Below are 20,787 nucleotides of genomic sequence, written 5' to 3'. Positions count from 1 at the left end.
GTTAAATAATAACCCGACCTTATGAGCCATTATCTAATACGGGGTCAAATCGTTCAAGTATTCTCCCCGGCAACCTGCTGCGCTTTTGCCGCCTGTTCTGCGGCCTGTTTCGCCAGCGTGCGCTCCAGGATCGTCGAATACAAAGGCTTACCGCCAAGGAATTGCGCCAGTAGTGTTGCGCCAAGACAGGTAATAATCATTGGCAAAATGAGCTGATAGTTATCGGTCATCTCCAGTACCAGCACAATCCCGGTCAGCGGAGCGCGGATTGATGCCGCCAGCAGAGCCCCCATTCCGGCAATCGCAAAGGTCCCGGCATCCAGATGATAGGCCGGCAGCATCGGCGTTACCGCCATCCCGAAGGCGGTTCCCAGCAAGGTTCCCAGCGCCAGCATCGGCGCAAAAATGCCGCCGGGCGCCCCGGAGGAGAAACAGAGTAACGTGGTAATCACGCGGGCGACAAAGATAAACAGCAGCAGTCCGACGGAAAAATTGCCCGCCGCCGCAATCGGAATCAGGTTAAAGCCGCCCCCCGTCGCCGCCGGTTGAATCAGCCCGAGGACGCCGCACATCCCGCCGATTAACCCGCCGATCAGCACCCACTTCTTTGTATTGCCGCCATGAATACGTTGGAACATATCCTGGGTGCGCAGCACCAGGCTATTAAACAGCGGGCCGACGCAGCCAAAAATCATCCCCAGGATCAGGTACAGCCACAGCGTATTCACCGGCGCATCGCTCAGCTTGCCGACTTCAATAATCGCCGATTCGCCATTAAAGATACGGAACACGATGCTCGACATAATCACGCCGGTAAAGACGGCTTTAATCGAAATCAGGTTGTAGCGAAACTGCGGGCGCATCTCTTCAATAATGAATAAGATCCCCGCCAGCGGCGCGTTAAATGCCGCAGAGAGCCCCGCCGCTGCCCCGGTGGCCAGCAACGTATGACGCGCTTCGGGACTGCGCATACGGAAGATATCCAGCACCATTCGCCCGACGTTGCCGCCCAACTGCACCGTCGGCCCTTCGCGACCGAGCACCATGCCAGCGCCCAGCGTCCCCATCCCGCCAATAAATTTTACCGGCAGCACTCGCCACCAGCGAACCGGACGCAACTCTTCCAGCGCCCCTTCGATCTCCGGTATGCCGGATCCCCCCGCCTCCGGCGCAAAACGTCGCACCAGAAAATAGCCCACCATCGCCAGCAAGGCAGATAAAATAAAGGCCAACGGCCAAATCAGGAACCCGTGATCCGCCACCTGCGCCAGCGAACCGATGCGCATGTTCTGCACCCAGTTGACGCTCTTTTCAAAAGCGACCCCCACCAGCCCGGCCAGCGTACCGACTACGGCGGCCATCAGCAGCACCGCCAGCGGCGTTTTGTCACGTTGAACTAAACGACGTACCACATCGCCACGACGCAAGCGCACGATTTGTTTTGCTTCAAAAGTAGAGGCTTCTGTTTTCATACTCTTATCGTCAATAGTCATACCAATACGAAGAGGACAGTTTAGCCTTCTGAACGTCTCGCGTCGCGGAGAAAATGCGCCTGCTACGCCTTGTTTCAATTGGGCAAAACTTTCATAACTATCCGGGAATAACTTAGAATAACCAGCAAAACATTTATCACGAACCAGGATCATGGCAATGAGCAAATCTGAAACTCTCTATAGCGCCGCACGTGAACTCATCCCCGGCGGCGTGAACTCGCCGGTTCGCGCCTTTAGCGGCGTGGGCGGTACGCCGCTGTTTATCGAACGCGCCGACGGCGCCAGACTGTACGATGTCGACGGTAAAGCATATATCGATTATGTCGGCTCCTGGGGACCTATGGTGCTGGGCCATAACCATCCGGCCATTCGCAACGCGGTGATTGAAGCCGCAGAGCGCGGCCTGAGCTTTGGCGCGCCGACGGAAATGGAAGTCAAAATGGCGGAGCTGGTGACCGAGCTGGTCCCAACGATGGATATGGTGCGGATGGTGAACTCCGGTACCGAGGCGACGATGAGCGCCATTCGCCTGGCTCGTGGCTTTACCGGCCGCGACAAAATCATCAAGTTTGAAGGCTGCTATCACGGCCATGCCGACTGTCTGCTGGTGAAAGCAGGCTCCGGCGCACTGACGCTGGGCCAGCCGAACTCGCCGGGCGTACCGGCTGATTTCGCTAAACATACCCTGACCTGCACCTATAACGATCTGACCTCCGTTCGCGCCGCGTTCGAGCAGTATCCGCAAGAGATTGCCTGCATCATCGTGGAGCCGGTCGCTGGCAACATGAACTGCATCCCACCGCTGCCGGCGTTCCTGCCGGGCCTGCGTGCACTGTGCGACGAATTTGGCGCGCTGCTGATTATCGATGAAGTGATGACCGGCTTCCGCGTGGCGCTGGCGGGCGCGCAGTCATACTATGACGTGGTCCCGGATCTGACCTGTCTGGGCAAAATCATCGGGGGCGGTATGCCGGTCGGCGCATTTGGCGGTCGTCGCGATGTGATGGATGCCCTGGCCCCGACCGGCCCGGTGTATCAGGCCGGGACCTTGTCTGGTAACCCGATTGCCATGGCGGCCGGTTTTGCCTGCCTGAACGAAGTCGCGCAGCCGGGCGTCCACGAAACGCTGACCGATTTAACCAACCAGCTCTCGCAAGGGCTGCTGGATGCCGCACGCGAAGCGGGCATTCCGCTGGTGGTGAATAATGTCGGCGGTATGTTTGGCCTCTTCTTTACCGATGCCGAAACGGTCACCTGCTATCAGGATGTGCTGAAGTGCGACGTTGAGCGCTTTAAGCGTTTCTTCCATCTGATGCTGGACGAAGGCGTCTATCTGGCGCCATCGGCATTTGAGGCCGGCTTTATGTCGATTGCCCACACCCCCGATGATATCAACGACACCATCGCCGCCGCCCGCAAGGCGTTTGCGAAGCTGTAACGCAATGCCGGGCGGCGCTTCGCTTGCCCGGCCTACATTTTTATCGCCCCGGTAAGCAAAGCGCCACCAGGGATACTTTTTTGTAGCCCCGGTAAGCGAAGCGCCACCAGGAATACTTTTTTTGTAGCCCCGGTAAGCGAAGCGCCACCGGGGGGCATTTATGTCGCCCTGTTAAGCGAAGCACCACCGGGATGCGTTTTTGTAGCCCCGGTAAGCAAAGCGCCACCGGGGGCATTACCGGCTCTGTTTCCTCAGCAAATAAATAAAGTACGGCGCACCGATAAAGGTCGACAATAGCCCGGCTGGGATCTGATACGGGAACATCATCATCCGCCCGCACCAGTCGGCAAAGACCAACAGCAACCCACCGATCAGCCCGGCCATCACCATCTGCGGCATCGTGCGGCGAAAGCCCATCATGCGCGCAATATGCGGCGCCATCAGGCCAACAAAACTTAACGGACCGATGGTCAGCGTAGCCGCTGCCGTCAGACAGGCGGCCAGCAGCAGCAGAACAACCCGCGACGATGTCAGCGCCATGCCTACCGCGCGCGCGGCTTCACCGCCCAACGGCAGAATCGTCAGCCAGCGCCGACACAGCGGCAGCAGAATCAGGAATAGCACCATGGCGATCCCGCTACGTATCACCATTTCCGGCGTTGCGCTGTACGTCGACCCGGAGATCCACGTCAGAATCTGCGCCATTCGCGGATCGCCGCTGGCCTGCAGCATCATCAACAGCATGGTGAAGGCGGTGCTGAGCGCCATCCCCGCCAGCAGCATCCGGTGCGGCGAGAAACCGCCGCGCCCGGCAGCAACGAGGATCACCAGCAGCGTCGCCGCCGCCCCCAGACTACCGGCAGGCAGCAGCCAGCCGAAAGCATTACCGGGAACGAAAAACAGCATCAGGACAATACCAAAAGCTGCGCCGGAGCTGATGCCCAGCACTTCCGGACTGGCCATCGGGTTACCGGTCAGGCGCTGGATAATACAGCCCGCGACCGCCAGCATCACCCCGGCGAACAGCGCGGCGAACACCCGCGGCCAGCGCCACGGCATCAGTTGATCCAGCTGCGAGCCGCTCGCCCAGTGCCAGCTCTGAGCATCCCGCCCAAAGGCCAGCGCAACGAGGAGCGCCAGCAGCAGGATCAGCACGCCCCCCAACGCAAATCCCGATACGTTTTGCCGTTCCACCGGCACCTTATCGCCGGCATTCATCACCGGCGCACTGATGCTGCGCAAGCGCGGCAGCAGCCACAGCAGCAGCGGCGCGCCGATCAGCGCCGTCACAGAGCCGGTGGAAACCTCCCGCCACACCCGGGTCAGCCACAGAATAATTTGGTCCGACAACCAGAGAATGAGCGCGCCAATCAGCGCCGCCAGCAGCAGACGCGACAGCAGACGACGCGCGCCGAGCATTTTCGCCAGCAGCGGCGAAAACAGGCCGATAAAACCGATAATCCCCACCGCGTTCACCAGCATCGCGCTGATAACGATCGCCAGCGTCAGCGTGGCCAGGCGCGCCAGGGAAAGCGCCAGTCCAAGATTACGCGCCACGCCATCATCCAGTCCCATCAGCGTGAGGGGGCGCAGCAGCAGCAGCGTTAAGATGAAGCCACCGAGCAGCTGCGGCCACAGCCGTTGCACCACGCTCCAGTCGGTTTGCGTCAGCGTACCGGTGCTCCACAGAAACATACTTTGCAGCTGATCGTGATGGAAAATAACCATCAGTTGATTCAGCGCCCCGCAGTACAGACTGACCACCAGACCGGCAAGAATCAGGGTCACCGGCGAGAGCCGCTTCCCCCACGAGACGCCGAAAACCAGCGCTCCGACAAGACAGGCCCCCGCCAGCGCGGCAAACTGCGAAGCCAGTACCCCGGGAATCGCCCACAGCGTCGTCACCGTCATCCCCAGTTGGGCGCCGGTCGCCACCCCGAGGGTGGTCGGTTCCGCCAGCGGGTTACGCAGCACCTGCTGGAACAGCACACCCACCAGTCCGAGTCCCGCGCCAACCAGCAGCGACACCGCCAGCCTCGGCAGCAGGCTGTAGTGGAATAACATCTGAGCGATATTGTCGATATCCGGCTGCCACAGCGCCTGACGCCACTCGTGCTGCGGCAGCGCCGCCTGGAGATTCAAGAAGCTGAGCGCAAACGCGGCAATCGCCAGCACGGTCAGCAGCAGAGCCGCCAGAGGAGACAGTCGCGATCTCATGCCGCACCTCCCTGGGCATCCGCCAGCACGCGGGCAAAATGCATCGCCGACAGCGTCGCGCCGTAGAACCAGACAGCCGGCACGCGCTGGAAGCGCCCTTCGCGGACAAACGGCATCGCCTGCCATAGCGGCGTACTCATCAGTTGGCACATGTCGGCATGATTACCATGGTCAAAGCAGATGACATCGGTCTCTTTGTAGGCGGCCAGCCGATCGATTCCCACGCTGACGCTGCCCCAGAAGGCGCTTTCACCGCGCCAGGCATTTTTAATGCCGAAGCGATCGAGCACTTCCTGGAACAGACAATTCTGGCCGAAAACCAGGACATGACGGGGATCGAGCACAGTGATCATCAGCAGCGGACGCTCGCCGCGATGGGCGAAACGCGGGCGCAGGTTCTCCATCAGCGCATCAAATTCCGCCAGATGGCGCTTCGCCGCCTGCTGCCGGCCAATCAGCCCGGCCATCTCGTTGAGGGATTGCTGCGCCATAAGCAGCGGTCGTTTACCGTCGCTGAAGGTGAATCCCCGCCCCGGGGCAATGCGCGCCAGCTTCTCTGCCGACGGTCCATATCCGGCCGACCAGACGATAAATGACGGTTTCATCTGCGTCAGCAGCTCAAGATTCGGCTCCGTACGCAGCCCGACATCAATCACCGAGGAGGGCAGCGCCGGTTCATTCACCCACAGGTTATAGTTCGGGATATCGGCCACGCCGTAGGGCGTCACGCCAAGCGCCAGCAGGAGTTCTGCCGGCAGCCACTCCAGCGCCACAATACGCTGCGGATCGAAGCTTGCGGCCTGGGCGCCGCGCATCTGCCACAGCAGGGGCGACAGGGCCATCGCCGCCAGCAGACGGCGACGGGTGATTAAAGGGGTCTTTTCCATCAATAGACAAAGCTTACCGGCGCGCTACCCGCCGGATGCGGCAGAATACCCATCGCAATACCGTAAATTTGCTCCAGCGTTTCGCTGCGCATCAGCTGCGCGGGCGTTCCCTGCGCAATCATCTCACCGCCGCGTAACGCGACCAGATAATCGCAGTAACGGGCGGCCATGTTGATATCGTGCAGGACGGCTATCACCGTTAACCCGCGCTGTTGACTCAGACGGTGTACCAGCGCCAGGACATCAACCTGATGGGCAATATCCAGCGCCGAGGTGGGTTCATCCAGCAGTAAACAACGGCTGTCCTGCGCCACCAGCATAGCAATCCACGCCCGCTGGCGTTCGCCGCCGGACAGGCTGTCAACCAGCCGGTGCGCCAGCGGTTTCAGGCCGACCAGCGCAATCGCCTCTTCAACTTTCTGCCGATCGGCGGCGCCAAAACGCCCCAACGCACCGTGCCACGGATAGCGGCCAATGGCCACCAGCTCGCGCACCGTCATCCCTTCCGCTGGCGGCAGCTGCTGCGGCAGATAGGCCACTTTACGGGCAAAGGCTTTGCTGCCCCAGCTATCCAGCGGCTGCCCGTCCAGCAGTACATCGCCTTGCGACGGCGGCTGATGGCGGCCGAGCATTTTCAGCAGCGTGGATTTGCCGGAGCCGTTATGGCCAATCAGCCCCGTCACTTTTCCCGCCGGGAAAGTTAAGGAGAGAGGATGCAGCAGCGTACGGCCAGGTACGCGAAAGGTAACGTGATTCAACGAAAACGTGGTATCAGCGTGCGGAGAGTTTTCCTGCATAGCGGCGACCTGGTGAACGGCGCGGCGAACCGCGCCCGGTAAGTGATTAGAAGCGGAAGGTTGCAGTTGCAACGATTTGACGCTCTGCGCCCCAGAAACAGCCGTAGGTGTTAAAGCAGCTGGCGACGTACTCACGATCAAAGAGATTGTTTACGTGGAGCGCCACATTAGAACCCGCCATGCCTACGCGTGCCAGGTCGTAGCGCACTAATGCATCCACCACCGTGTAGCTACCCACTTTGAAGGAGTTAGCCGGATCACCATAACTGGAGCCCGTGAAACGACCGCCAGTACCCACTGTCAGGCCGGACAGAGGACCGTCAAAGAACGTGTAATCGCCCCACAGTGACGCCATATGTTTTGGCACCTGAGCAGGCGTATTGCCTTTATAGTGAGTATCCGTGGTGTATTGGGCATCGGTGTAAGTGTAGGAACCGACCACATTGATACTCGCAGAGAGTGCCGCTTTCGCTTCTACTTCAACGCCACGCGAGCGAATTTCACCACCTTCAACCGAAAATAACGATCCGGCTGGATCGGCCATCAGATTGTTGGTTTTGGTCAATTGATAGACTGCGCCGGTAACAACGATGGGACGATCGTTTGGAACGTATTTCACGCCCGCTTCGTATTGCTTGCCTTTGGATGGTGTGAAAATGTTGTTGTTCGCGCCCGTCTGAGAAGCTGGTTCAAACGATTCACTATAACTGAAATATGGTGTCACGCCGTTATCGAACAGATAGTTAACACCGCCACGCCAGGTGAACTCTTTATCATCCCGGGAGTTCTGAGTCGCAGTTACGCGGCTGAGAGAGTCCTGCTTCGCCCAATCGTAACGGCCACCGAGGGTAACAAGCACCTTATCCCACTGCATCTGATCCTGGACGTACAGACCGGTCTGTTTCTGTTTGTTCAGCACCTGGTAAGCACCTGACGGCCTCGGGTGTGAACCAAAATCAAAGTCACTACGATTGAGGTTATAGATATCGGACGGCGGGACTGAACCGGCATAGCCAAACCAGGAATCGATATCATTACGCATGCGCATAAAGTCCACACCGGTCAACAGAGTGTGATCTACGGAAGCGGTCGCGAACTTGCTTTGCAACTGGGTGTCTACGGAGAAATTCTGCAGTTTCTCATTATCAATAACGTATTGCCGGGTCAGGTAGTGGTCCCATTCAGAGGGGGCGATACTGGCACACGGGCTGGTGGTTGGATTACCCGAGTAGAGCGGATCGGAGCACATGCCGTAGCCGTAGACGCTGTTCTGTGAAACTTTATTCTGCGCGTAACGCAGATTCTGGCGCACAGTAAAAGTCTCATTGAACTGATGATCGAAGCTGTAACCCACCATTTTCTCGTTACGAGAATAGGTATTGTTATTAGCCCCTTCGTTAAAATCGGTAGAAAGACGCTTACCGTTCGGCAGTGGTGTAACCGTCCCCTCTTTCGGCAACCAACCGTAGTAGCCTGTTTCTGGCTCGTTCTGGAAGTAGGAGAGGAACGTAAAATTGGTTTTGTCATCCGGACGCCAGGTAAAAGATGGCGCAATGGCGTAACGTTGCTCCTCCGCTCCCTTCTGCTGAGCATTCGCAGAACGGGCCAGGCCAGTTAAGCGGTAGGAATAAACACCGTCATCATCCAGCGCATCGCTGAAGTCAAAACCGGTCTGGAACAAGTTGTCGGTACCCAGTTTGAATTGAATTTCTTTCAACGGCTCCGTAGTCGGACGCTTGCTGACCATGTTCAGCAGGCCACCCGGGTTGCTCTTTCCGTAGAGAACGGAAACAGGACCACGCATGACTTCGGCTCGCTCCAGCATGTAGGGATCGATCACCGCATCATTGTAGAAATTGCCCTGCATTTTCAGGCCATTAAAATAGTTATTCTGGCTTTGACCGTCTGCTGCGAAACCGCGAATGATGAGATAATCGTAAGTATTAGAAGCACCACGTGTTCCTACGGCGACGCCAGGGGTGTAACTCAACGCTTCTTTAACTGATTTCGGTTGATGCAGAGCCATCTCCTCGGCGGTTACCACGGAAATAGACTGCGGTACTTTTTGAATCGGGGTATCGGTTTTAGTCGCCGTGGCGGATTGCCGTGCGGCAATGGTCGCCGCCGGACCCCAGGCACTCTCTTGCGGGGCTGGCGCCGCGATAACGGTGATGGTTTCTTCTTGCTTCGGTTCAACTGCTGCCTGCGCATAGACAGACATGCCGCTAACCGCCGTGGCTACTACGACTGCGATTTTACGCAGCGAGTGATTTGGCTGAGCAGTTTTTGGACGCGCCATGGGGATATCTCTGATGAAAGTGAATGATAACGTAAACGAGAATTATTATTATGACTATTTCCATGATAGGCGAAACGCAGAATGCAAGGCAAGAGCTATGCCCCATGCGGCAGACCGAAGGATGAAATAATAACCAGGCAGTACTGTGGGGATAAGTGACTGTTAAGTCATGCGCAGAAATAAAAAAGCCCCCTGATACTCTGCTATCAGGGGGCCTGGTGACGACGATCAGTTACCGCCGAACATATCCTTAATCCAGCCAGCTACGCCATCGCTCTTTTCCTGCTTCGCTGGCTGTTGCTGCTGTTGCTGTTGCGCCGGTTGCTGCTGCCCGGACTGATTGAACGGATTGTTCTGCTGCTGTTGCTCCAGCAGCTGCTGTTGCATCTGCTCGCCCTGGCGACACAGCGCATCCGGGGTGGTTGTCCAGACCGGAAGCGAACGCATTCCCCCGCTACACACGAAGTTGCCATTGCTGTCCACGCCCATATCCACCACGTCTTCCGGTGCCGTCAACGCCAGCGGCGTCGGCGTCTGGTTAGCCAGATAGCGCTGGTAAATAGACATTGCGCCGCTGGCACCGTAGAGTTTCGTCGGCTGGTTGTTATCGCGACCCACCCAGGTAATGGTCACCTGGCTGCCGTCAATCCCGGCAAACCAGGTATCGACGTTATTGTTGGTGGTCCCGGTTTTCCCCGCCAGATGCAGACCCGGATACTTCGCTCCAAGCTGACGGCCGGTACCGCGCAGCACAACCTGCTGCATGGTCCACAGCGTCATGTACGCAGCCTGCGCCGGCACCACCCGCTCTGCCTGTGGATAGCTCTGATACAGCACGGTACCATCTTCGGCGATGACCGAACGCAGCGCCGAAAGCGTCGCGCGGTTACCGCCGCTGGCGATAGTCTGGAACGCCTGCGCGACTTCGATCGGCGTCAGGTTCAGCGCCCCGAGAATCATCGCCGGCACCGGGTGCAGCTGATCTTTCGGCGCCCCCAGTTTGACCCAGGTGTCGGTTATCGCCGGCAGACCCAGCGCCATCCCGAGGTTAACGGTCGGCACGTTCATCGAGCGCGTCAACGCATCCACCAGCATCACCTGACCGCTAAAACGGCGATCGTCGTTCTGCGGGGACCAGGTTTGACCGTTGGGCAGACGGATGGTGATCGGCGCATCGGCAATCGAGGTGTTCAGACGATACTGGTTCGGCAAGCTCAGCGCCGTCAGATAGGTCGCTGGCTTCGCCAGAGAACCGATTGAACGGCGGGCCTGCATCGCGCGGTTGTAACCGGCAAACTGCGGTTCCGCACCGCCGACCATCGCCCGCACTTCACCGGTAAAGCGGTCAACCACCACCATCGCGGTTTCCAGATCCGGCAGCTTACGCTGTTTCTTCAACAGCGGAATGCCGTCGGTCGCCGCTTTTTCCGCCGCATCCTGCGCGACGGAGTCAAAGGTCGTAAAGATCTTCACGCCGGAGAGATCTTTCACCTTATCACCCAGTTTCGCCTGCAGTTCCTGACGAACCATCTGCATAAACGCCGGCTGTGGCGAGATCACGCCGCCGCGCGGCTGCACGCCCAGCGGACGCGCGCTCAGCATGTCATACAGCTCCTGATCGATCACGTTCTGCTGCTGCAGCAGACGCAGCACCAGATTGCGTCTTTCCAGCGCCAGCTTCGGATTACGCCACGGGTTGTAAATCGATGCGCCTTTCACCATCCCGACCAGCAGCGCCTGCTGATCGAGGCTGAGCTCTTCGACCGGGCGGCCAAAGTAATAAAGGCTCGCCAGCGGGAAACCGCGAATTTCGTTGTCGCCGCTCTGACCGAGGTACACCTCGTTCATATACAGCTCAAGGATACGATCCTTGCTGTAACGCGCATCAACGATCAGCGCCATATAGGCTTCGTTCGCTTTACGCCAGTAAGAGCGCTCGCTGGAAAGGAACAGGTTTTTCACCAACTGCTGGGTCAGCGTACTGGCCCCCTGCACCGTGCGCCCGGCCGTCAGGTTCGCCAGCACCGCGCGACCAATCGAGTACAGGCTAATCCCGTCGTGTTCATAGAAGTGACGGTCTTCGGTCGCCAGAAGCGTATCCACCAGCAGATCCGGGAAGCCGCTGCGCTTGACAAACAGACGCTGTTCGCCATTTGCCGACTGCAGCATGGTAATCAGCCGCGGATCGAGACGGAAGAAACCGAACTGGCGGTTGTTCTCCATATTCTCGATCGTCTCCAGGTGATCGCCGTCAAAGGTCAGGCGCGCGCGCACCTGCCCTTCTTTACTATCAGGGAAATCAAACGGACGACGGATCATCTCAATGCTGTTGGCCTGCACGGTATACTCGCCCGGACGCGTCATCGCGCTGACCTGGCGGTACTGCGTGGCATTCAGCAGACGAACCATCTCGCTTTTGCTGATCTGCATATCCGGTTCGAGGTTAACCATGCGGCCATAAACCGCCGCCGGAAGCTCCCAAACCTTGCCGTCGATACGGCTACGGATTTTCTGATCGAGATAGACACCGTAAGCGGCAACCAGCACCGCAATCACGACCCCTATCTTGAACAGCAGCCATAGCCAGGTCCGTTTACGGCGAGGCTTATTACCTTTGCCTTTTGCTTTCTTCGGCATCGGCTCTTGATCCTCATAATCATCGTCGTCGTAATCATCGTCATAGTCCTCATCCCGGACCCGACGACGAGTCACCTTTTGTTTTGCCGGACGCGAGGGCTTTCCCTTACGTCCGATAGGCTCGCGGTCATCTCCCGCCATGCTTCTTCTCCGCAACTTTCAGGCGTAAAAGCCTGATTCTCAATACTTCCTCTTGAAAGAGGAAGAAGATATCTCTCAAATTCACGCCCGGAGGTCGCCATCCGCAGACAACGCCCCTGGTATCACCGCACGTCGCGTCTCAGGGCGCGGTCATGATGTACGCTTATGCACTCGCTGAGAATTCATAATATAAATCATCATCTTACACACATCGCCTGACGAGAATTTTGGGACATAGCACAAATAGTCCAGGTGACACAGGATAGCACTAAACCGGGACAGGCTTAACCAGCATTTTACTCCCTCACGAGGTAACAAAAGCGAAAATATTATGTTTTTTAATAACATAAAAATATCCTTCGCCGTTCATCGCCTCAGCGGTCTGCCTGAGGGCCTCTTCGGCGATAAAAAACAACGGCTTCAGCGCTGGATGAATATGATATTCCGCCGGTAACCAGAAATATTCGGGCAAAGAAGTGAAGAGCAACAGTACGCCGGAAGCCGCAGAATGCAGCCAGTTTAATCGCCCGCTGGCGCCATTTATTGATTGCCTACGCCGTCAGTCATGACCAAATAGCCTACCTGTGTTTTATTTCACACCGTTTTATTCCCCTTGAGGGCTGTCTTCAATAATGCCTCCCGGCCCGTCCGCTACGAATACTTTTTGGTGCGCCGCGTCGGCGCGGTATTGGCCGGATCGTCCGGCCAGACGTGTTTGGGGTAACGCCCCTTCATCTCTTTTTGCACCTCGCGATAGGTCCCCTGCCAGAAAGCGCTGAGGTCGCGGGTAATCTGCAGCGGACGCTGCGCAGGCGACAGCAGCTCCAGCACCAGCGCAACCCGGCCCTGGGCTATCGTCGGCGTGGCGGCTTCGCCAAACATCTCCTGCATACGTACCGCCAGCGCGGGCGGATTGTCGGCATGGTAGCGGATCGCTATCCGGCTCCCGGTCGGCACCGTGTAGTGGGTTGGCAGTTGGCTGTCCAGCGTCTGGCGCAACGACCACGGCAGCCAGTTTTGTAGCGCCTGGCGCATATCCAACGCTTTCAGCGCGCGCAGCGAGTGCACCCCGCTCATCTGCGGTAGCAGCCAGGCTTCCAGCGACTCCAGCAGCGAGGCGTCATCGACGGCCGGCCACGCCTCTTCTGGCAACCATTGTGCCGCGCAGTGCAGGCGCAGGCGCAGTTGTTCGGCTTCCGCCGTCCAGTTAAGCACGCCGAGCCCCTTATCGCGAATGCCGTTGAGCATCGCCTGATGCAGCTCCTCTTCCGAGGGCTTCGCCAGCGGCTGGGTTTTTAACACCAGTTGACCAATGCAGGTGCGTCGCCAGGCCTTCAGCGTCCCCTGCGCCTCATCCCATTCGACGGTATCGGAACATTGCGCCAGCCCAGGGCACTGCGCCAGCAGCGCATTGACGTCCAGCGGCAGCGCCAGCAGAATCCGCGCGTCCGGCGAGGCGCTTCCCTGCAGGAGCAGAGGCGCAATCAGCCATTCGTGGCGCCCGAGCGCATCGTCGGCGTCCAGCATCGCCCCCATCCCGTTGGCGAGTTGGTAGCGCCCTTCCTGACCGCGGCGACGGGCGATCCGGTCGACAAATGCCGGGGCCAGCAGCGGCGCCAGGCGTTGTGCATCGGGCTGACCATCGCGGCTGCCCAGCCGCTTCAGAAGCTGCCGGGCCCGCTGCTGCCAGTTCGGCTGCTGGCGGGCAAACGCCGCGCCGAGATCGCTGCTTGCGCCGCGCGGAGGCTCTTCGAGGATCGCCGCCAGTTTCGCCGCGGTCGCCGCATCATCCGCATCAGTGGCCGCAGTCAACATCGCCGCGAGACGCGGATCGTTACCCAGGGCGGCCATTTCGCGCCCGCGCGCCGATAGTCTGTTCCCCTCCAGCGCCGATAGCGCCGTCAGCAAGCGCCTCGCCGCGGCCAGGTTTGCCTCAGGCGGCAAATCGAGCCAGTTCAGTTGCGCCGGATCGGGACATCCCCACTGTAAAAGCTCCAGCAGCAGCGCGGAGAGATCGCTGTGCAGTATCTCCGGATCGCTCTGGGCCGCCGCGCGTTCCGCCTGCTCTTTGCCAAGCAAATGCAGACAAATCCCCGGCTCCAGACGACCGGCGCGACCGGCGCGTTGGGTCATCGACGCCTGGCTGATGCGTTGTGTCATCAGGCGGGTTAAGCCGGTACGGGCGTCAAAGCGAGCGACGCGCTCCTGGGCGCTATCGACCACCAGCCGGATGCCTTCGATGGTTAAGCTGGTCTCGGCGATATTGGTCGCCAGCACCACCTTACGTTTGCCTGCCGCTGCGGGGAGAATCGCTTTGCGCTGCTCGCTCAGCGGCAACGCTCCGTACAGCGGGCACAGCACCACATCGTCGGCCACCCGTTCGGCCAGCTGCGCCTGTACCCGCTGAATTTCCCCCACGCCCGGGAGGAACAGCAGCAGCGAGCCGCGCTCCTGGCGCAGCAGTTCCGCAGCAGCGATGGCGACCGCTTCATCGAAACGCTGATGCGCGGCAAGCGCCTGAAATCGTTTTTCCACCGGGAACGCACGCCCTTCAGAGCAAATGGTCGGAGCCGAAGGCAACAGCCGCTGCAGGCGATCGTTATCCAGCGTCGCTGACATAATCAGCAGTTTAAGATCCTCCCGTAGCCCCTGCTGGACATCCAGCAATAGCGCCAACGCCAGATCCGCCTGCAGACTACGCTCGTGGAATTCATCAAGGATCACCAGCCCGACGCCGCTCAGTTCGGGATCGTGCTGGATCATCCGCGTCAGGATGCCTTCAGTCACCACCTCCAGCTGCGTATTTGGTCCAACGCAGGTTTCGGCGCGCATCCGGTAGCCGACGGTCTCCCCCGGTTTCTCGCCCAGCAGCTCCGCCAGGCGTTGGGCCACGTTGCGGGCGGCCAATCGCCGCGGCTCCAGCAGGATAATGCGCCCGTCGATATGACCATCGGCGAGTATTTGCAGCGGCAGCCAGGTCGATTTCCCGGCGCCGGTTGGCGCATTGAGCAATACCTGCGGCGCCTGCTGCAGTGCGGAAAGAAGTTCAGGGAGGACGGCGGCAACCGGCAATTGGGACACGAATGGCTCCGGAGGTTAACATTTGCGGGCAAGCATTGTAGCATCCTGATAATTCATTACCGAGTCTCTATCATGTCCGAGCCGAAAAGGCTGTTTTTCGCCCTTGAGCTACCGGCTGAAGCCCAGCGGCAAATCGTTCACTGGCGCGCGGCGAACTTTGCGGAAGATGCCGGACGGCCGGTGGCCGCAGATAACCTGCACCTGACGCTGGCCTTTCTCGGCGAAGTCAGCGCGGACAAGCAGCGTGCGCTGGCGGCGCTGGCCGGACGCATCCACCAGCCCGGATTTACGCTCACCCTCGACGATGCCGGCCAGTGGCTGCGTTCCCGCGTGGTGTGGCTTGGCACCCGCCGGCCTCCGCGCGGCCTGTTACAGCTGGCCAGCCTGCTGCGCGCCCAGGCGGCACGCAGCGGCTGCTATCAAAGTCCGCAGCCGTTTCATCCGCACATCACCCTGCTGCGCGAGGCCCGCCACGCGGTGCCCATTCCGCCGCCGGGCTTCAGCTGGACCTTTGCCGTCAGCGAATTTGTGCTTTATGAATCCCGTTTTTCCCGCGGACGCACCCGCTATACCGCGCTGGAACGTTACCCCTTTAACAAGGAAAGCTGATGCAGTTCAATCCACCTTTACAATCCGCCACCCTGATTCAGCGTTACAAACGGTTTTTGGCGGATGTGGTCACCCCCGACGGCCGGGAGCTTACGCTGCACTGCCCGAATACCGGCGCGATGACCGGCTGCGCGACTCCCGGCGATACCGTCTGGTACTCAACGTCGGATAATCCGAAACGCAAATACGCTCATACCTGGGAATTAACGCAAACCCAGCGCGGCGCGATAATTTGTGTTAATACTCTACGCGCGAATATACTGGCAAAAGAGGCGATACTTGCGGGGAATATTATCGAACTTTCTGGCTATAACACGCTGAAAAGTGAAGTAAAATATGGCGAGGAAAAGAGTCGCATTGACATAATGTTACAGGCAGAAGATCGACAAAACTGCTATATTGAAGTGAAATCGGTTACGTTGGCGGAAAATGACAGCGGTTATTTCCCCGATGCTGTGACCGAACGCGGTCAAAAGCACCTTCGGGAGCTGATGAGCGTGGCGGCGGCAGGCGACCGGGCCGTAATCTTGTTCGCCGTGCTCCATTCGGCGATCGACTGTTTCTCACCCGCGCATCATATTGATGCCAGATACGCACAGCTGTTGATTGAGGCGCAAACCAAGGGGGTAGAAATTCTCGTTTATAAAGCGGAACTTTCTACCGAGATGATGACTCTGAATAAGCCGATTGCCGCGGTGTTAACCCCCGGTAAATAAACGGCTAAATTATGTCCGGGTCGCGAGCGCAAATACGCTTTTCTTCACAGGGTTGTCAAGTGTAACGTTTAGATAATTGCTATCCGGAAAAGCATCTGCTATTTATAGCGGCCTGATTTTTCCCCCAACATGGGGATCGATAGTGCGTGTTAAGGAGAAGCAACATGCAAGAAGGGCAAAACCGTAAAACATCGTCCCTGAGTATTCTCGCCATCGCTGGGGTGGAGCCGTATCAAGAGAAGCCGGGCGAAGAGTATATGAACGAAGCCCAGCTGGCGCACTTCAAGCGTATTCTTGAAGCATGGCGTAATCAACTCAGGGATGAAGTGGATCGCACCGTATCGCACATGCAGGATGAAGCGGCTAACTTCCCGGATCCGGTAGACCGTGCCGCTCAGGAAGAAGAGTTCAGCCTGGAACTGCGTAACCGCGACCGCGAACGTAAACTGATCAAAAAGATCGAGAAAACGCTGAAGAAAGTCGAAGATGAGGATTTCGGCTTCTGCGAATCCTGCGGCGTTGAGATTGGCATTCGCCGTCTGGAAGCGCGTCCGACCGCTGACCTGTGCATCGACTGCAAAACGCTGGCGGAAATTCGCGAAAAGCAGATGGCTGGCTAATTCGCTTCGCTATCGTATCTCCGGCGGGAGTCTCTCCCGCCTACATGTTTTATTCGTCACTCATGAATGACTCACACTATATTGGCCGCTTTGCCCCCTCACCTTCCGGCGAACTTCATTTCGGCTCTTTGATTGCCGCTCTCGGCAGCTATCTTCAGGCCCGTGCGCACAACGGTATCTGGCGCGTACGCATTGAAGATATCGATCCGCCGCGTGAAGTCCCCGGCGCCGCCAGTACGATTCTGCGCCAGCTAGAGCACTACGGCCTGCACTGGGACGGCGAAGTGCTGTGGCAGTCGCAGCGTCACGAAGCCTACCGCGAACGGCTGGCCTGGCTGCACGAACAGGGACTCTGCTATTACTGCACCTGCACCCGGGCGCGCATACACGCCGTCGGCGGTGTGTATGACGGTCACTGCCGCGATTTACGACTCGGCGCACATGACGCCGCCCTGCGTTTACGTCAGACGCGGCCGGTCCTCGCGTTTGATGACCGTCTGCGCGGTCCCCTCGTCGCCGATGAGGCGCTGGCGCGGGAGGATTTCATTATCCACCGCCGCGACGGCCTGTTCGCCTATAATCTGGCGGTGGTCGTGGACGATCATTTCCAGGGGGTCAGCGAAATCGTCCGCGGGGCGGACCTTATCGAACCGACGGTGCGTCAGATTTCGCTGTATCAGCATTTTGGCTGGCAGGCCCCGGATTATGTCCATCTGCCGCTGGCAGTGAATGCCCAGGGGAATAAACTCTCCAAACAAAACCACGCCCCGGCGCTGCCGGAGGGCGATCCGCGCCCCGAAATTATGCGGGCGTTAATGTTTCTTAATCAGGATATTGAGCAGGAATGGCGAGCGTTGACTATTGAGGATCTGCTGAAGAATGCGGTAGCCAACTGGGACCTGCAAAAAATCCAGCATTCTCAAATGGCTCTCTCTGAGCTATGATTAGCCGCTATTTTTCTCGTCGCCTTTCAAGTTGCTCCTGCATTGGCTGCAACCCGAAATGCCTAGAGTAATATTTTGATCTGAAGTCCGTCTGACACTACGAGGTGCAACATTTTTACCCGAGTCGCTAATTTTTGCCGTAAGGTGCTAAGCCGTGAAGAGCGCGACGCAGAAGCCGCCGTTGAACAAACGCATATGACGGTTATCCCGCGTGAACAGCATGCAATTTCCCGCAAAGATATCAGTGATAATGCCCTCAAGGTGCTCTATCGACTGAACAAGGCGGGCTATGAAGCCTATCTCGTCGGCGGTGGCGTACGTGACCTTCTGCTTGGTAAAAAACCGAAAGATTTTGACGTGACAACCAGCGCGACGCCGGATCAGGTACGTAAACTGTTCCGCAACTGTCGTCTGGTGGGCCGTCGTTTCCGCCTCGCGCACGTGATGTTCGGGCCGGAAATCATCGAAGTCGCCACCTTCCGCGGCCACCATGAAGGGCACACCACCGACCGTGTGACTTCACAGCGCGGCCAGAACGGGATGCTGCTGCGCGACAACATCTTCGGTTCGATCGAAGAAGATGCCCAGCGTCGCGACTTCACCATTAACAGCCTGTATTACAGCGTGGCCGATTTTACCGTGCGCGACTACGTCGGCGGCATGAAAGATCTGCAGGAGGGCATGATTCGCCTGATTGGCGATCCGGAAACCCGCTACCGCGAAGATCCGGTCCGCATGCTGCGCGCTGTGCGTTTTGCCGCCAAGCTCAATATGAACATCAGCGCGGAAACCGCCGAGCCGATTCCGCGTCTTGCCGCACTGCTCCACGACGTTCCTCCGGCGCGTCTGTTCGAAGAAGTGCTGAAGCTGCTGCAGGCGGGCTATGGCTATGATACCTACATGCTGCTGCGTGAATATAACCTGTTCCAGCCGCTGTTCCCGACCATCACCCGCTACTTTACCGAGCGCGGCGATAGCCCGATGGAACACATCATTACCCAGGTGCTGAAGAATACCGATAACCGCATCCATAACGATATGCGCGTTAACCCGGCTTTCCTGTTCGCGGTCATGTTCTGGTATCCGCTGCTGGAAATGGCGCAGAAAATCACCCAGGAGAGCGGTCTGGCCTACAACGACGCTTTCGCCCTGGCGATGAACGATGTGCTGGATGAAGCCTGCCGTACGCTGGCCATTCCGAAGCGTATTACCACTCTGGTCCGCGATATCTGGCAGCTGCAGCTGCGCATGTCCCGCCGCCAGGGCAAACGCGCCTGGAAGCTGATGGAACATCCGAAGTTCCGCGCCGCCTACGATCTGCTGGAGCTGCGTGCCGGCGCCGAGAAGAATGGCGAACTGCAGCGTCTGACCAAATGGTGGGGCGAGTTCCAGGTTGCCGCGCCGCCAGATCAAAAAGAGATGCTTAACGAGCTTGATGACGAACCCATACCGCGCCGCCGCCATCGCCGCCCGCGTAAACGCGCTCCGCGTCAGGGTGGCGCATGACCCGCGTCTACATCGCGATCGGCAGTAATCTGGCTTCTCCTCTGGAGCAGGTCAATGCTGCCGTGACGGCGCTGGCGGCCATCCCGGACAGCCGGATGGTCGCCGTCTCCTCTTTTTACCGCACGCCGCCGCTGGGGCCGCAGGATCAGCCTGACTACCTCAACGCCGCCGTCGCCCTGGAGACGGAACTGCAGGCTGAAGCCTTGCTGGATCATACCCAGCGCATCGAACTGCAGCAGGGTCGCCAACGCAAAGCCGAACGCTGGGGCCCCCGCACGCTGGATCTCGATATCATGCTGTTTGGTGATGCGGTGATTCACAGCGAGCGCCTGACGGTACCGCACTACGATATGAAAAACCGTGGTTTTATGCTGTGGCCGCTGTATGAGATTGCCCCGACGCTCCATTTCCCTGACGGCGCCACTCTGCGTCAGGTGCTGGAAAACCTTGGCGCCGAAAAGCCGGCGATCTGGTAGTTTCCCCCTTCCCCATTTTTAGCCATTACGGCGATCGTTGTTATCGGTTGCCTAAAACCATTGCCCCTCTGAACGCTGCTGTTAGAATGCCGGTTAATATGACTTTCATCATCAGGAAACGTTATGAAACCGACCACTATCGCCCTGCTGCAGAAATGCAAACAGGAGAAGCAGCGCTTCGCCACCATCACCGCCTATGACTACAGCTTTGCGAAGCTGTTTGCCGATGAAGGGATCAACGTGATGCTGGTAGGTGACTCGCTGGGCATGACGGTGCAAGGGCACGACTCGACCTTGCCGGTGACCGTGGAAGATATCGCCTATCACACCCAGGCAGTACGCCGCGGCGCCCCCCATTGCCTGCTGCTCGCTGACCTGCCGTTTATGGCCTATGCCACCCCGGAACAGACCTTCGCTAACGCCGCCATCGTGATGCGCGCAGGCGCCAACATGGTCAAGCTTGAAGGCGGCGCCTGGCTTGCGGAAACGGTAAAAATGCTGACGGAACGCGCGGTGCCGGTTTGCGGCCACCTCGGTCTGACCCCGCAGTCGGTCAATATTTTTGGCGGCTATAAAGTGCAGGGCCGCGGCGATGCGGCGCAGGCGCTGTTCGACGACGCGCTGGCACTGGAAGCGGCAGGCGCACAGCTGCTGGTCCTTGAGTGCGTCCCGGTCGAGCTGGCTCAACGTATCACCGAGGCGTTAACCATTCCGGTTATCGGCATTGGTGCGGGCAACGTCACCGACGGGCAGATCCTCGTGATGCATGACGCTTTCGGGATCACCGGCGGCCATATCCCTAAATTTGCTAAAAATTTCCTGGCTGAAGCGGGCGACATGCGCGCCGCAGTGCGGCAGTATATTGCCGACGTGGAGTCCGGCGTTTATCCGGGCGAAGAACACAGTTTCCATTAAGGAGTCTTGTT

At 58.6% G+C, this 20,787-nt stretch carries 15 protein-coding genes; 8 read left to right on the top strand and 7 right to left on the bottom strand.

Annotation, left to right across the window (positions count from 1 at the left end; all coding sequences use genetic code 11):
- Positions 1-53 precede the first annotated feature (53 nt).
- Entirely contained in the window at positions 54-1,472 is a 1,419-nt protein-coding gene (gene clcA / locus FNY10_RS18570) for a H(+)/Cl(-) exchange transporter ClcA (protein WP_141965300.1), read from the bottom strand.
- Positions 1,473-1,650: 178 nt separating this feature from the next.
- Between clcA and hemL the strand changes: the two genes are divergently transcribed.
- Positions 1,651-2,931: a glutamate-1-semialdehyde 2,1-aminomutase gene (gene hemL, locus FNY10_RS18565; RefSeq protein WP_131049267.1), complete on the top strand. Its 1,281-nt coding sequence runs from the start codon at positions 1,651-1,653 to the stop codon at positions 2,929-2,931.
- 234 nt (positions 2,932-3,165) lie between these two features.
- Here the strand turns inward: hemL and fhuB are convergent, their stop codons facing one another.
- The 6 genes from fhuB to hrpB form a co-directional block, all read right to left on the bottom strand.
- On the bottom strand, positions 3,166-5,148 hold the full coding sequence (gene fhuB / locus FNY10_RS18560; protein ID WP_160702284.1) for a Fe(3+)-hydroxamate ABC transporter permease FhuB: 1,983 nt from the start codon (positions 5,146-5,148) through the stop codon (positions 3,166-3,168).
- The gene (fhuD, locus tag FNY10_RS18555; protein ID WP_160702286.1) at positions 5,145-6,035 is read right to left on the bottom strand and encodes a Fe(3+)-hydroxamate ABC transporter substrate-binding protein FhuD; all 891 of its coding nucleotides are present in this window, start codon (positions 6,033-6,035) and stop codon (positions 5,145-5,147) included. Before fhuD ends, fhuB begins: the two co-directional genes overlap by 4 nt.
- Positions 6,035-6,832: a Fe3+-hydroxamate ABC transporter ATP-binding protein FhuC gene (fhuC, locus tag FNY10_RS18550; protein WP_160702288.1), complete on the bottom strand. Its 798-nt coding sequence runs from the start codon at positions 6,830-6,832 to the stop codon at positions 6,035-6,037. The genes fhuD and fhuC overlap by 1 nt, the downstream gene beginning before the upstream one ends.
- A gap of 46 nt (positions 6,833-6,878) precedes the next feature.
- Positions 6,879-9,131 (bottom strand): ferrichrome porin FhuA, encoded by a 2,253-nt coding sequence (gene fhuA, locus FNY10_RS18545; protein WP_160702290.1) that lies wholly within the window; start codon positions 9,129-9,131, stop codon positions 6,879-6,881.
- A 228-nt stretch (positions 9,132-9,359) separates the two neighbouring features.
- A complete protein-coding gene (mrcB, locus tag FNY10_RS18540; RefSeq protein WP_160702292.1) occupies positions 9,360-11,909 on the bottom strand; it encodes a bifunctional glycosyl transferase/transpeptidase in 2,550 nt (849 codons plus the stop codon).
- Positions 11,910-12,560: 651 nt separating this feature from the next.
- A complete protein-coding gene (gene hrpB / locus FNY10_RS18535; RefSeq protein ID WP_160702294.1) occupies positions 12,561-14,990 on the bottom strand; it encodes an ATP-dependent helicase HrpB in 2,430 nt (809 codons plus the stop codon).
- Between the two features lie 72 nt (positions 14,991-15,062).
- On the opposite strand from hrpB, the gene thpR reads away from it, so the two are divergent.
- The 7 genes from thpR to panB all read left to right on the top strand — a co-directional run bounded on the left by thpR (position 15,063) and on the right by panB (position 20,776).
- Positions 15,063-15,599 (top strand): RNA 2',3'-cyclic phosphodiesterase, encoded by a 537-nt coding sequence (gene thpR, locus FNY10_RS18530; RefSeq protein WP_141965307.1) that lies wholly within the window; start codon positions 15,063-15,065, stop codon positions 15,597-15,599.
- Positions 15,599-16,315 (top strand): DNA/RNA nuclease SfsA, encoded by a 717-nt coding sequence (sfsA, locus tag FNY10_RS18525; RefSeq protein WP_160702296.1) that lies wholly within the window; start codon positions 15,599-15,601, stop codon positions 16,313-16,315. The genes thpR and sfsA overlap by 1 nt, the downstream gene beginning before the upstream one ends.
- Positions 16,316-16,479: 164 nt before the next feature.
- A complete protein-coding gene (gene dksA / locus FNY10_RS18520; protein WP_004858018.1) occupies positions 16,480-16,935 on the top strand; it encodes an RNA polymerase-binding protein DksA in 456 nt (151 codons plus the stop codon).
- Between the two features lie 62 nt (positions 16,936-16,997).
- On the top strand, positions 16,998-17,879 hold the full coding sequence (gene gluQRS, locus FNY10_RS18515) for a tRNA glutamyl-Q(34) synthetase GluQRS (protein WP_100682518.1): 882 nt from the start codon (positions 16,998-17,000) through the stop codon (positions 17,877-17,879).
- 111 nt (positions 17,880-17,990) lie between these two features.
- The gene (gene pcnB, locus FNY10_RS18510) at positions 17,991-19,385 is read left to right on the top strand and encodes a polynucleotide adenylyltransferase PcnB (RefSeq protein WP_100682519.1); all 1,395 of its coding nucleotides are present in this window, start codon (positions 17,991-17,993) and stop codon (positions 19,383-19,385) included.
- Positions 19,382-19,861, top strand: a complete 480-nt coding sequence (folK, locus tag FNY10_RS18505) for a 2-amino-4-hydroxy-6-hydroxymethyldihydropteridine diphosphokinase (RefSeq protein ID WP_100682520.1) — start codon at positions 19,382-19,384, stop codon at positions 19,859-19,861. The genes pcnB and folK overlap by 4 nt, the downstream gene beginning before the upstream one ends.
- A gap of 123 nt (positions 19,862-19,984) precedes the next feature.
- Complete coding sequence (gene panB, locus FNY10_RS18500) at positions 19,985-20,776, top strand: 3-methyl-2-oxobutanoate hydroxymethyltransferase (protein ID WP_048024065.1); 792 nt, start codon at positions 19,985-19,987, stop codon at positions 20,774-20,776.
- The last annotated feature ends 11 nt before the right edge of the window (positions 20,777-20,787 follow it).

The sequence above is a fragment of the Klebsiella sp. Lac1 genome (genome assembly GCF_009825425.1).
Lineage (GTDB): Bacteria > Pseudomonadota > Gammaproteobacteria > Enterobacterales > Enterobacteriaceae > Klebsiella > Klebsiella electrica.
This window is presented reverse-complemented; position numbering and strand designations above follow the sequence as displayed.

Bases quoted from the DNA above. Each gene is read 5' to 3' on its own strand.
- fhuB (WP_160702284.1), bottom strand. From the start codon at position 5,148: ATGAGATCGCGACTGTCTCCTCTGGCGGCTCTGCTGCTGACCGTGCTG.
- mrcB (WP_160702292.1), bottom strand. From the start codon at position 11,909: ATGGCGGGAGATGACCGCGAGCCTATCGGACGTAAGGGAAAGCCCTCG.
- thpR (WP_141965307.1), top strand. From the start codon at position 15,063: ATGTCCGAGCCGAAAAGGCTGTTTTTCGCCCTTGAGCTACCGGCTGAA.
- fhuD (WP_160702286.1), bottom strand. From the start codon at position 6,035: ATGGAAAAGACCCCTTTAATCACCCGTCGCCGTCTGCTGGCGGCGATG.
- fhuA (WP_160702290.1), bottom strand. From the start codon at position 9,131: ATGGCGCGTCCAAAAACTGCTCAGCCAAATCACTCGCTGCGTAAAATC.
- hemL (WP_131049267.1), top strand. From the start codon at position 1,651: ATGAGCAAATCTGAAACTCTCTATAGCGCCGCACGTGAACTCATCCCC.
- gluQRS (WP_100682518.1), top strand. From the start codon at position 16,998: ATGAATGACTCACACTATATTGGCCGCTTTGCCCCCTCACCTTCCGGC.
- panB (WP_048024065.1), top strand. From the start codon at position 19,985: ATGAAACCGACCACTATCGCCCTGCTGCAGAAATGCAAACAGGAGAAG.
- clcA (WP_141965300.1), bottom strand. From the start codon at position 1,472: ATGAAAACAGAAGCCTCTACTTTTGAAGCAAAACAAATCGTGCGCTTG.
- sfsA (WP_160702296.1), top strand. From the start codon at position 15,599: ATGCAGTTCAATCCACCTTTACAATCCGCCACCCTGATTCAGCGTTAC.
- folK (WP_100682520.1), top strand. From the start codon at position 19,382: ATGACCCGCGTCTACATCGCGATCGGCAGTAATCTGGCTTCTCCTCTG.
- fhuC (WP_160702288.1), bottom strand. From the start codon at position 6,832: ATGCAGGAAAACTCTCCGCACGCTGATACCACGTTTTCGTTGAATCAC.
- dksA (WP_004858018.1), top strand. From the start codon at position 16,480: ATGCAAGAAGGGCAAAACCGTAAAACATCGTCCCTGAGTATTCTCGCC.